This is a genomic window from Tissierella sp. P1 (assembly GCF_002266425.1).
Lineage (GTDB): Bacteria > Bacillota > Clostridia > Tissierellales > Tissierellaceae > Tissierella > Tissierella carlieri.
Genome location: NZ_NPMN01000019.1, coordinates 50,802 through 63,715, shown reverse-complemented (window position 1 = coordinate 63,715; position 12,914 = coordinate 50,802). Strand labels below are relative to the sequence as shown.

At 30.8% G+C, this 12,914-nt stretch carries 13 protein-coding genes; 1 reads left to right on the top strand and 12 read right to left on the bottom strand.

What is annotated here, in order from left to right:
- Positions 1-76: 76 nt before the first annotated feature.
- From CIW83_RS14160 to CIW83_RS14110, 11 genes are all read right to left on the bottom strand, one after another.
- Positions 77-1,684 (bottom strand): DUF4179 domain-containing protein, encoded by a 1,608-nt coding sequence (locus CIW83_RS14160; RefSeq protein ID WP_094902268.1) that lies wholly within the window; start codon positions 1,682-1,684, stop codon positions 77-79.
- A gap of 2 nt (positions 1,685-1,686) precedes the next feature.
- Positions 1,687-2,196: an RNA polymerase sigma factor gene (locus tag CIW83_RS14155; protein ID WP_094902266.1), complete on the bottom strand. Its 510-nt coding sequence runs from the start codon at positions 2,194-2,196 to the stop codon at positions 1,687-1,689.
- A gap of 97 nt (positions 2,197-2,293) precedes the next feature.
- Positions 2,294-2,950 carry a DNA-3-methyladenine glycosylase gene (locus tag CIW83_RS14150; protein ID WP_235601347.1) on the bottom strand — a complete coding sequence of 219 codons (657 nt, stop codon included), beginning with the start codon at positions 2,948-2,950 and terminating at the stop codon, positions 2,294-2,296.
- A 20-nt stretch (positions 2,951-2,970) separates the two neighbouring features.
- Positions 2,971-3,591 carry a GyrI-like domain-containing protein gene (locus tag CIW83_RS14145; RefSeq protein WP_094902262.1) on the bottom strand — a complete coding sequence of 207 codons (621 nt, stop codon included), beginning with the start codon at positions 3,589-3,591 and terminating at the stop codon, positions 2,971-2,973.
- A 136-nt stretch (positions 3,592-3,727) separates the two neighbouring features.
- Positions 3,728-4,027, bottom strand: coding sequence for a hypothetical protein (locus CIW83_RS14140; RefSeq protein WP_094902260.1), 300 nt, complete (start codon positions 4,025-4,027; stop codon positions 3,728-3,730).
- A 26-nt stretch (positions 4,028-4,053) separates the two neighbouring features.
- The gene (locus tag CIW83_RS14135; RefSeq protein ID WP_094902258.1) at positions 4,054-5,385 is read right to left on the bottom strand and encodes an acyclic terpene utilization AtuA family protein; all 1,332 of its coding nucleotides are present in this window, start codon (positions 5,383-5,385) and stop codon (positions 4,054-4,056) included.
- Positions 5,386-5,426: 41 nt separating this feature from the next.
- The gene (locus CIW83_RS14130) at positions 5,427-6,722 is read right to left on the bottom strand and encodes a CitMHS family transporter (protein WP_094902256.1); all 1,296 of its coding nucleotides are present in this window, start codon (positions 6,720-6,722) and stop codon (positions 5,427-5,429) included.
- Between the two features lie 316 nt (positions 6,723-7,038).
- The gene (locus CIW83_RS14125) at positions 7,039-8,391 is read right to left on the bottom strand and encodes a sigma-54-dependent Fis family transcriptional regulator (protein WP_094902254.1); all 1,353 of its coding nucleotides are present in this window, start codon (positions 8,389-8,391) and stop codon (positions 7,039-7,041) included.
- A gap of 89 nt (positions 8,392-8,480) precedes the next feature.
- Entirely contained in the window at positions 8,481-9,095 is a 615-nt protein-coding gene (gene lepB / locus CIW83_RS14120; RefSeq protein WP_235601348.1) for a signal peptidase I, read from the bottom strand.
- On the bottom strand, positions 9,085-9,474 hold the full coding sequence (locus CIW83_RS14115) for a DUF2500 domain-containing protein (protein WP_094902250.1): 390 nt from the start codon (positions 9,472-9,474) through the stop codon (positions 9,085-9,087). The genes lepB and CIW83_RS14115 overlap by 11 nt, the downstream gene beginning before the upstream one ends.
- Before the next feature lie 48 nt (positions 9,475-9,522).
- Positions 9,523-10,137 carry a hypothetical protein gene (locus tag CIW83_RS14110; RefSeq protein ID WP_094902248.1) on the bottom strand — a complete coding sequence of 205 codons (615 nt, stop codon included), beginning with the start codon at positions 10,135-10,137 and terminating at the stop codon, positions 9,523-9,525.
- A 298-nt stretch (positions 10,138-10,435) separates the two neighbouring features.
- Between CIW83_RS14110 and CIW83_RS14105 the strand changes: the two genes are divergently transcribed.
- Positions 10,436-10,765 (top strand): 4a-hydroxytetrahydrobiopterin dehydratase, encoded by a 330-nt coding sequence (locus CIW83_RS14105; RefSeq protein ID WP_094902246.1) that lies wholly within the window; start codon positions 10,436-10,438, stop codon positions 10,763-10,765.
- 54 nt (positions 10,766-10,819) lie between these two features.
- Here CIW83_RS14105 and CIW83_RS14100 read toward each other — a convergent pair whose 3' ends face one another.
- Positions 10,820-12,898, bottom strand: a complete 2,079-nt coding sequence (locus CIW83_RS14100) for a methyl-accepting chemotaxis protein (protein ID WP_158220135.1) — start codon at positions 12,896-12,898, stop codon at positions 10,820-10,822.
- Between the last annotated feature and the right edge of the window lie 16 nt (positions 12,899-12,914).

Below are 12,914 nucleotides of genomic sequence, written 5' to 3'. Positions count from 1 at the left end.
TTTACTTAAATTATTTACATATTTTCGTATTTTTACCCGTTTTCCTCTAGTTATAACAAAAAGTAGTGGATATCCACTACTTTAGTTTTATAGTTGTTTCTTTATTTAGGTATTCAATATATCTTTGTCCTTGTACATGAAATTTTTCAGGAATTAATTCCTCAGTTTTAGATTCATGTATTGCTGGTTTCCCCCATACTAAATCATTTTTCAGCTCTATCTTCTGCTCCTTATAGAACAAGCGACTATTTCCATCTCCTTCTCCCTTCTTCAACGCTCTGCCCTTTTTATCTCTAAATTCATAATCCGTTACCATACTGCGACAAAAGGCTGATGGATTATCCTTAGCCGTGATTTTAAAAATAGAGCTGCTATATTTTCTATTTTTACTTGTATCTTCTCTTACTCTAACTTCAGTATTGTCTTTATTATATACAATCTCTTCAATAGTTATTTTATTCCCATTGTATTCTATAGTTTGAGGTAGATTATTTATAAAGATATCATAGCTTTTACTCTCCTCTACAGCATATTCATAAGACTCTATAATAAATTTTATCCTGTTGGGACTTTCCAGATATAAGGATTCAAGAATCTGATTCCCTATTGAATATCCAGGCTCATTTTTGGGATTCCTGTGAATATAGCCAGGCCCAGAGGATAAAGTCGAATACCCATACTTTTTAAGTCTATATCTGATTGAAAATCTTACATCTTCTAGTGAATACCCATGTTTTTCATTATAATTTTTCATTTTATACTCTATATTAGTTTTAGTTGGTGCTATAGTTATTTTTTGTATAACAACTTCATTGCCGTCAAATTCAATAGTCTTGTCTACATTATAGGATTTAGATTTTATTTTCTTGGCAGGGATTTTTAGGTTCCAGCTTCCTTCTATACTTATTGTAGCTTTATCATCTTTATTAAGCACGGTAGATAATTTGTCTATATAAACATTTATATTTCCCTCATCTACATTTAGACTTCTAGTACTTACCATGATTCTGATAGTATTTTTTTCTTCTGAATATAAATTTGAATAAGAGGCTATTACTGGTAACTCTTCACCTTGGGAATTATTAGCTTTTTCAGAATGATCCAAAATATCACCCCCAACCTTAATTGGGAAATCTTCATTTAAAAACGAATCTTCATCTATCCTTGTAGTAGCTCCAAATCTTAAATCACCTTTTAAATCTTCTATCCTAAGAAATATAATTGTGTTTAATTCATCTGCCATTACTCCCTCAGCCGTAACTTTAATATCCTTATCTATTACAGATATATTTAACTTCTGCCCCACTCCTTTATTAAGCAATTTTTCCCAAGCTGTAATTGTTTTTTTGCTATCCTTTTTCCACCATTGTAAGTTCTCTAAACTATCTGTGGCAATAGCAGTAACCATTAGAATAAATAAAAGTATAATTGCAATAAAAGTAGTTCTTCTAAACTTTATTATAGGTTTAATTCTATACTCTTTCAATTTTAAGTTTATAGTCTGTATTACATTAATCTTATTTACATTGCTTTCTATATAATCTATTGCAGACTTAGTCTCTTTATATTCAATACTACATTTATTACATTCTTCTATGTGATCTCTAAACAATATCTCCTCTTCTTCATTCAACACTCCATCTATATAATCTAACATTTTATCTTTAATTAGATTACAATCCACAGCTACACCTCCTTTAATAAGCTTCTAAGCTCTCTTAATCCTCTATATATTCGGGATTTCACTGTTCCTATAGGGATGTCTAATATTTGTGATATCTCCTCCTGACTGTATCCAACTACATATTTTAATACAACAGATTCCCTAAATATTTCATCAATAGAATTGATTTCTTGAAAAAAATTATATTCATCAACATGATAATAATAGATTCCCATGTCTTCATGAAGCAATTCCTTTTTTCTACTTTTCAGACACTGCCTACATTCATTTATTAATATGGATATAAACCAAGTCTCAAATAGTTCAATATCTTTAAGTGTATTGATTTTCTCATGAACTTTTATCATTGTGTTTTGAAAGATATCTTCAATATCCTGATGATTATATACATAAGACCAAGCTATTTTATAAAATTTATCTTTTCTTTCCATAACCCAATGCATTAAGCTTTCTAAATCCCCTGTTTTTACTTTTTTAACTAGTATTTTGTTATCAAGCTTGATAATGTCCATCCCCTCCTTCCCCTTACTAATTAGATGAATAAACACATCTAAAAGTTCCCAGAAAAAATAAAAGAGCAAAATTTTTTTGCTCTGATATCTGTTATAACTATTTTCTCGATACAAAAGGATTATCTTTAATATAAAACCTCAGCAAATAATCTTTAGCCATTTCTGCATAATCTATATTAATTCGTTTACTTCTTACAATTTCATCTAATAATAATTGTGGTGCATCTTCTACCCAAATCTTTGAATCTGTAACTACATCTGCTCCATAAAGTTCTTTTGTAATACCGTATGCCATGATAAATTTTGCTGGTCCATTAGTTAGGTTTATAATCTCTTTTCTTGGCGGATTTTCATATAACTTTTTATATCTATTTACATACATTTTTTCTATTCCCTCTATTGGTTCTATAGCTCTAATCAATACAGCTCCATGTACTCCCTTTTTTTCTGCTACAATATTGAAGCATAGATACATACCATATATTGTATAGATGTAGACATGTCCTCCAACTTCATCTATTATCCTCGTCCTGTCCGTCAGACCTTTATTAAAATGAGCACCATCATCCTTTGCATTTATATAGGCCTCTGTTTCAACTATCTTTCCTCTATATATATTTTCTCCATCATTATATACTAAAATCTTTCCCAATAAATCCCTTGCAACTAATATGGTATTTCGTTCATAGAATTCTCTATTTAACCTCATTAACAACGACGCCCTTTCAAAACTATGATATCTTATGTTTTCCATAATTACTCTTCTTTATTAATTTATATTGTGACTTTAAATCTCAAAACAGTTTTCAATTTTTCAGGTTGGGTTTTTCTGAAGTCTGAAATATATATTTCTCTATGTGTTTTTTCTTTTCTAATTAAACCATTTGCCATGCAATATTCTTCCATAATTCTAAAACTTTTAGGTTCATCATCATAGCTTCCTATATGCATCATCTGAACACATAACCCTTCATGAAGACTATTAAATTTAACTTTATCTAACAATTTATTTGATTTTTTAATCTTTACTCTTTCAATTATGTCCCTTGCCAATTTTTCTGTTACAAATTCTGGTTGTCTAATCATCAAAGTATAGATTAACTTGTTCTTATCTAAGAATTCTTTATCTCTAGCTTCTTCAGCTAAATCCCAAATCCCCTCCAAAGGAAAAACTGTATATTCATAATATCCCTCCGGAACTATTTCTGATTTGTAACTCATTCTAACTGCATAAGATAATGAATATAGTGCTTCTATATAATCTGAAAATGAAGGGTCATTAGGATTGCCTTTTCCATCTATCATAAAATAATTCATCGCTGGTACATCTATTACTTCAGGTTTGCTCTTAGATAAATATAAATTTTTATCTTGTTTTCTCCATTCATATTTCAAGTTATCACTCCCTACCTTACATATGTTATACTTAATTAATACTATATAATTTAACTATAACTAATAATGTCCCTGATAGCAATAATTTATATGTAATTAATGCTATTAGGGACATTAAATAATTATATTAATACATCTATATTTCCATTTCTAAGAGGGCTGAACTAAGACTTTTACCATGTTTATCAACAGCCACTGATCTAGTTACTCCACCACCTAAGGCTTGATCCATGACAAAGTTAAGGCTACAAAGTAGTGGTAATTCATATCTTACCACTTCTCCTCGAACTATATCTTTAAACCATTCTTTTACTTTTTCTGCTGTTACCTTTTCTTGAATAATTTTATAATCTTCTTCATTATATACTATTAAAGAAATATTAGATATATTTCCCTTATCTCCTGTTCTAGAATGAGCAATTTCACGTAGTTTCATAATCTATACCTCCTCATAAGTAACATCTATGTTATATCTTCTCTAGGAACAAATATAGACGCAATTGCTATTACTTCTTTCACGGCATTTATTGCTCCTCCACCTGCAGCTGGTCCATTAGTATATAAAGCTTCCACTTCTCTTGCTATTTTTTGAGCTTCCTCTTTTGAGCTGGTTCTGCCTGCTACTCTTAATCTAACTTCTTTGCTTAAAGTTTTATCAGAAAACATGTTATCACTTATATTATCTTTATACAAAGAATTGACTCCAATATAATCTATTCTAAGTTCATCATACTTGCAACCAATAATATCTAATCTTTTCTTTATTATTTCACCAGCCAATTTAGCTCTTTCATAGGCACCAGATCCGCCGTAGCTAATTTCACCTTCACCAATATAACTATCTCTATATCCAATACTTACCTTTAAGGTATTTGGTTTTTTTCTGCCTTTAGCACCTCTTACAAGTATATTATTCTTCTTAATTTCTTCCATGGTAACTCCTGTATAGTCAGCAATCCCATCTGGAGTAATATAGGATGATGGATCATGAATTTCATAGAGAAGTTGCTCTTTACAAGTCCCTGTGGTGATAATTCCTCCGGAGCCTTCAACTTTTGTTATAACTACATCTCCATTTTCCATAACTTCTGCAATTGGGAAACCTAAATTCCATAGATCAGGAACATCTTTATAACCAGGGTCTGCAAAATACCCTCCTGTAACCTGTCCTCCACATTCTAATAAATGACCTATCATAATTCCCTTCCCTATTAAATCATAATTATTAGATTCCCAACCAAATTCGTATACTAAAGGAGCCAGCACCAATGATGGGTCTGCACAACGTCCTGTGATTACAATATCGGCACCATTTTTTAAAGCTTCAACTATACCATCGATTCCCAAGTATACATTGGCTGATACAATTTTTCCCTCTAGAGAACTAAGTTTAGTATCTAATTCCAAAACATCATAATCCATATAATCTGTAATATACTCGCTTATATCATCACCTAATACGGCAGCAATCTTCAATCCTTGTAATCCTTTCGAATTTGCAATCTCTTTTACCACCTTTACTGCTGCCAAAGGGTTAGCCGCACCCATATTAGTTATTACTTTTATTTTATTCCTTGCACATAATGGTAAAACCTTATCCATTCTATATTCTAAAAGTCCATTATATCCTTTTTCTGGATTCTTAAGTTTTTGCTCTTGAGCTATAGCTATGGTTCTCTCAGCCAAACACTCAAAAATTATATAATCTACATCACCATTTTCCATTATCTCTAAAGCTGGTTCTAACCTATCACCACCATATCCAGCACCAGAGCCTATACGTATTTTTCTCATAATAAATCCTCCCTTATATAGTTTATGTTTCAGTTAATTATCTAGATAGAAATTACTCCAGTTATCAAAGCAACAATTAACATAATAATAGTTGTCCCAAAGGCATATGGTATAGTTTTCTTTTGATGATCGCCTAAGTCCACTCCTGTCAATCCTATTAATAAAAATGTAGCACCAGTTAATGGACTAATTGGGAATCCTGTAGTCATCTGGCCTAGAATAGCTGCCCTTCCAACATTCAAACTATTTACGCCAAAAGCGCTAGCTGCCTCGGAAAGAACAGGCAATACCCCAAAATAAAAGGAATCAGGATCAAATAACAAACTAGCTGGCATAGCAAATATGCCCGTAATAATTGGTAAAAATCTACCTATAGATGCAGGTACTATTGCAACAGTAGCCTCTGCCATAGCCGTTAACATTCCTGCACCTTTTAATATACCAGTGAAAGCACCAGCTGCAAATAGAATACTTGCCATCATCAATGCTGCCTTTGCATGAGCATCCACTCTATCTCTTTGATCTTTTATATTAGGATAGTTAATAACTAGTGAAAAGGCAAAAGCAAACATAAATATCACTGTTGGAGACAATTTTCCCATTATCAAGACAACTACACAAATTATAATAGTTAATATATTTATCCAAAACATATGAGGTCTTGCAAGTTTTGCTTTTTCTTCATCTACAGATGTAGTTGTTTCAATGTCTTTTAATTGAACATTGCCAATTCTTTTTTTCTCTTTAACACCTAATCTATAAGATATGAAAATCACAAACAACAAACCAACTAATACTGGAACTAACATAGGATTAAAAAGTTCAGTAACAGGTACATTTAAAGATGAGGCAGCTCTTAGAGTTGGTCCACCCCATGGCACAATATTCATTGTACCTGCAGCTAATGCAACTATAGTTGCTAAAGTGCTTCTTTGCATTCCTAGTGCATCGTATACAGGAAGCATTGCAGGAATAGTTACTAAAAAAGTAACAGCACCTGATCCGTCTAAATGAACAAGCATAGCTAATACAGCAGTTCCTATTGCTATCTTTACAGGATCACTTCCAACTACTTTTAAGATTTTTTTAATTATAGGGTCAAAAGTTCCCGCATCAGTTAAAACACCAAAGAATAAAATTGCAAAAATAAACATTGTACCTGTAGGGGCAATAGCTTTGATTCCATCTGTAATAAATGTATTAAGTTCGCCACCAAATCCGCCAATTACAGCCGCTACTGCAGGCACCACTATTAAAGCTACAACAGGAGATGCCTTCTTGGTCATAATAAGAACTAGTAAAACAACAATAGTTAATAAACCTAATAATGCTAACATACTATACCTCCTAAATAATAATTTCATTTGTCCACTAAATATTGCAAACATTATGCCAAGTATTAGATAGTTTCTAGAATAATATTTGAAATCCTTGATATTTACATGTTTTTTAAATTTAAATTATTATTAATAAATAAATTAATATCCAAGTTTCAACAAAATTGTTCAAAAACTAAATTTAATAATGGATATAATTCTAAATTATTAGAATTATATCAACTACCCTTAATCATTGAAGGAGTTCAACTAATCCTTAATACCGTATAAATGAATTTCTAAATTCTTATAAAAAAGCAGGCTTCTTTCTATAAAATTAGAAAGAAGCCTGTTTCATTTTGTTATAAAGGGTTGCTAATGAAATTCCAAGAGCTTCAGCAGCCTTATTCTTCCCCTCCACATCATGTCCATATATAGATAAAGCTTTTTCAATCTCAGCCAACTCAGCCTGTCTCACTACCTCTTCCATAGGCTTTAGTTTCGCTAGATTATTTTTTACACTTTGAATCTGAATTATCTTCGGCAAATGTTCTTCTCGGATGTTAAAATCCTCAGTCATATTTGCAGCAAATTCTAGAGCATTTTTTAACTCCCTTACATTTCCAGGCCAGGAATAATTAATAAGTATGTCTTCTGCCTCAGGACAAATATTCGTAGCCCTTTTCATTTTATAGGAGATACTATTTAAAAAGAAGTCAATAAAATGTCTAATATCTTCTTTTCTTTCTTTTAAAGGAAGTACATTTATTGGAAAAATTGCTATCCTATAGAACAAATCTTCTCTAAACTTATTTTCTTTGATCATCTGTTCTAAGTTTCTATTAGTAGCGGCAATTACTCTTACATCTATATCTATTTCTTCTAAGCCGCCTATTCTTCTAATAGTCTTTTCTTGAAGAACTCTTAACAATTTAGCTTGGAGGCCAAGTTGCATTTCTCCTATTTCATCTAAAAAAATAGTTCCTCCATTTGCCAACTCAAATAAACCTATTTTACCACCCTTTTTCGCTCCAGTAAAAGCTCCTTCTTCATATCCAAAAAGTTCAGATTCTAACAAATTTCCATCGAAAGTAGCACTATTTATAGCTATAAAGGGACCATTTTGACGATTGCTTGCATTATGTATAGCATGTGCATATAGCTCCTTACCAGTCCCACTTTCCCCAGTAATCAATACATTAGAATCTGTATTGGCTATCTTGACAGCTAAATTTTTCGTATCTATAGATTTTTTATCTACTGATATAATATCCTTAAAAGAATAACGTGCTTTCTCAATGCCTTTCATACGCTCTTCTAGCTTTTTTATAGTAGAATTAGACTTTCTTAATTCTTCAGATAATTTGTAAAGATCACCTATTTCATTTGCTATAGAAATTCCACCAATAATTTTTCCACTTTCTATTATAGGAGCCATATTCACAATATATTCAACATCCCCAACTTTTCTTGGTGCTCCTAATATTTGCTTACCACTCTCAATAACAGAAGGCAAACGAGCACCAGGTCTAGTTTCTGATAATGGTTTATCTACTATATCTTCAAATTCTACTTTAGTTATCCTAGTATAGGCTGGGTTTATATATTTTACAACTCCCTTATCATCTGCTATTAATACTCCATCATAAAGGGCATCCAATATAACTTTAACCCAGTTATCGATTTTCATTATATCAACTCCATTAAAAATTTAAATATACAATAATTATTTTTACTTTATTGTAAAACTTATCCTATCTTCCCGATTCTTTTAACAGGCTATAACCTAAATACTACTTTTCCTTTAATCTGTTCATAATCTATTAATCCTAATATCCTGCTGTCAGTACTATTTTCTCTATTATCTCCTAAAACAAATACCTTGTTTTCTGGAATGGTTAAAGGATAAGAAAAATTCGAATTTTCAAAGGTTTGTCCTCTTGCATAACTTTCCTCTAGTTTTTGTCCATTTACAGTTACATTCCCATCTTTAATATCTACAATATCTCCTGGTACAGCTATTACTCTTTTTATTATATACTTTACTTCTATATTCTTTGTAATCTTACTATAAATATTATCAATAATATCTTTGCCTTCTGTAATAGTATTGATAATTATTCCTTTTTTACTCTGAGACTTACTAAGAATTGCTATTTCACCTGCCTTAGGTTGAGAAAAACTATAGCGAAGCTTATAAATGAATATTTTCTCACCATCAGCAAAACTTGGCTCCATAGACTCTCCGTTTACCTCAGTCATAGAAAATATATTTCCTAAAACAAATAAAGTTACTATAATTGTAATTCCAATAGTCATTATCCACTCCAATACTTCCCTTAAAAAGCTCTTATTTGCTTTTTTATAACTAGTTATAGATAAATTATTCTTCATCACTTGATCCAATCCTTTCAAATCCATGATATCTAGTTCCCTGAAATGTAAGTTTTCCAATATCACCTTCAACTAACATTCCATATTCCTTACCTGATATATGAAACTCCATCCTATCTCCAGATTCAACTTCAAAGGTAGCATAATAAGATGTGTTAGTAGACGAATGCATATTATTATGGTTATTATGATGTGAAGTATTAGTTCTTTTAGTAACTAGTTTAGCTACTACTGTTAGAACTGGTTGTTTATTATTTGAACTCCATTCACTAATTCCTTTTATAATAGTAAATATAATAATACCAAAAACCAATAAAAAAAATATTGGGAAAATAGCCCCCATAATTGAGAATGTATCAAATGGTGAATATCTATACATAATACCCCTCCTAAATTTTCCTTTATTATATCATATTACTAATATAAATTATTGTAGCTCATGATAAATTCTTATTTCATTAGTAATTCCATCTTCAACTTCAAATACAATAAAGTTAGGTTCAACATCATCTTTAAATATATAAGCACAGTTATTCGAATCTGTTCTTCCATCTTTTAAGATTTCAACATTTCCATAAAGTTCTTTTATCTTATCTAACTTATCTCCTATAGTTAACCCCTTCTCTGTAGAATAATTTTCATTTGTAACCGTCATAGATAAAATCCAGAAACCACCATTTCCTGCTTTTTCTGGTGAAAACTCTTCTATTATTAAACCATCATAAGTTAAGGTTTTAATGCAAGAACCATTAAATGTATCAGATTCTTCACCTAATATTTCGATTTCTTCTGATATTGGAGTACCTAGTATACTACTTAAGTTGTTATGGTGTTCTGTTATTGATATATATTTATCCTCAACTTTAATAGAGAAATCAGAGACTATTTCATCAACTGAATCTTCCCTCTGAATAGATTCGTCTAAAGAAAAATTATTGGAATTTGATAGAAAATCATCTACATTATCTTCTGATCTTTTTATGATTCCTATTACAGTTGCTGTAAGCACAATAGCTACTATAATAAAAACTATCTTCTTCATCTTTTGTCCTCCGCGTATTCATGTAATTGTACAAATTATACCTAATTTCTCTTTATTATATCATATTGCTATTATACAAGATGTTACAAAAAAATTAAATCTTCTTCTGCCAGTAATAAATTTACATATTATAACTTTTCATAATCCATAGAAAAGTCTGATTTACTTTTAATTTTATGAAAAATTCACCTCGATGGATTACAGTAAAACTACCTATAATCTTTCAATAGAAGCTTTTTATCTCTTATTATTGGGTATAGATAGAATAAAAGTAATTTCTTATGTCGGAGGTGTTTATATGAATGATTTATTATCTAAAAAGTGTATTCCCTGTAACATAGGTGCAGCTCCTTTAAATCAAGAGGAGATTTATGATTATTTGAAAAATCTTAAAGATGGTTGGCAAGTAATAGAAAGAAAATACATCGAAAAGACATATAAATTTAAAGACTTTATAGAGGCATTAAATTTTACCAATAAGGTAGGTGAACTAGCTGAAAAGGAAGGGCATCATCCTGATATATATCTTTCTTGGGGTAAGGTGGTTTTAAAACTTTGGACCCATAAAATTAAAGGACTTCATGAAAATGATTTTATTTTAGCAGCCAAAATTGATAATATAGTTTAAGAAGAAAACTGAGCTAATGGAAACTCTCTAGCTCAGCCTTTTTATAGCTTATTACTATAATTTAAATCTGTTGACTAATTCATTTAACTTTTGTATAGTATTGGATAAATTATTTGTATTATTAGCTACAGTTTCCATTGTTGCAGCCTGTTCCTCCATAGAAGCTGATAATTCTTCTGTAGATGCTGCAGTCTCTTCCGTTACAGAAGATATGCTTTGAATAGCTAGTATTACATCTTCTTTTTCATTATCTACTACTTCTAATCTTTCATCTAATTGTTTTATAGCTTCCATAGATATTAATATGGCTTTATATATTTCATCAAAGCTTTTTTTAACTTGTTCTAAAGTATTATTTGCATCATTTAATGATTCCTCTGATTCATCCATACTTACCTTTGTGGTTTCAACTTCAGATTGAATTGCATTTAATATATCTTCTATACTCTTAGTAGCGTGACCTGTTTGCTCTGATAATTTTCTTATTTCTTCTGCTACTACAGCAAATCCTCTTCCTGCCTCACCCGCCCTAGCTGCTTCTATTGCAGCATTTAAGGCCAATAGGTTCGTTTGTTCGGAAATACTAATTATAGTATTTAATATACTTCCAATGGATTGAGATTTTTCTGATAGAGAGTTGATATTCTCTGCAACCATAAGAGTAGATTTATTTGTTATATTGAATTTCTCTACCATATTCTCCATAGATTTCGAGCCTTCTTCACTTATTCTTTGAGCCTTTGCTGAGCTTTCTACTAATGTTTCACCGTTTTCTACTGCTGCCTTTATTTCATTAGCTAATCTATATAATTTTTCCGAACCTGTTTCTGCATCTTCAGCTTGTCCCATAGAAGCTTGTGCTAGTTCTTCTACAGTTTTAGCCATATCATTTATCGATTGAGTAGTTTCATGAGTAGCTGTAGTCAGGCTAGCAGTATTTTCTACAATATTTATTGTAGTATCTTCTATTGCTTTTATTGCTTTTCTCATTTCTTCCCTCAAAGCCCCAGTAGCTCTAAATATAGAACCCACTTCGTCTTTTCTATTAAGTAGATCCCTTATTTCCTTAGTTTCTTCAATATGAGTTAAATCCAACTTAGATGTCGTATTCAATATCTCTGCTGAAAACACTATTGGATTAGAAATCTTTTTTCCCAAAACAAAAGAAATAAAAGTTGTTAATACTGCTGCTATAAGAACAACCCCTAAGATAATATAAATAGTATTATACATTTCCTTTAATATTTCGTCTTTTGGTACAGTCATGATTATAATTTTATCATCATATAGCTTTGAAAAAGCCATAACTTTTCCTTCACCTCCAAATTCAACATCTGTCACTCCTGCACCTTTACTCTCTATTTCATCTGCGATATAACTATATTCTCCATCATTCATGTTTTTCAAATTACTACTACTATCTAATGTTGGATGAATCAAGTAATCATAATCCTTATTGAGCAAGAAAGCATATCCTGTATCATATAGCTTTATATTTTTAACAGTATTTACCAATTCTTCTACACTAAGGTCTATGCCTATTGCACCAATAGGTGTATTATTGATAATAATAGGCATCGAATATGTAATTACATTTAAGTTGGCATTACTAATATACATATCACTCCATAATCCCTTACCTAGTTTTATGCAATCAAAATACCAAGAAAATTTTGGATTATTTTCATCTTTACTAGTAAATCCTGTAGGTAGTGCCTTTTTCACATTTCCCTTTTCATCAAAGTGAGCCCATATTCCTTCTGTTCTTCCAGTATATTTAGAATCAAATGCTATAAATATTCCAAGAGATTCTTTAGCATCTTTGGTCATTCTCGCTACTATTGGTCCTAAAAAGGTGTCACTATAGTTAGAAAGATATCCTTCTTCATATAATCTATTTATATCAATAGTAGTATCAATATTTTGATATATAGCAGTTGCTGTCGTTTCATAAAAAGCTAAATTTAAATTATAATCTTTCATATAGAGTTGTGTCTGATAATCGAGGGCAGACTTCATCTCCTTTTCTATTACACTTGTACTCCTAAATATACTAGTCACACCAACTAGCATAGACATTGCTATAGCACAGCTTAGAACTGTTATTACGATTCTTGTACTAATTCTCTTCATTTTATCTCCTCTTTCT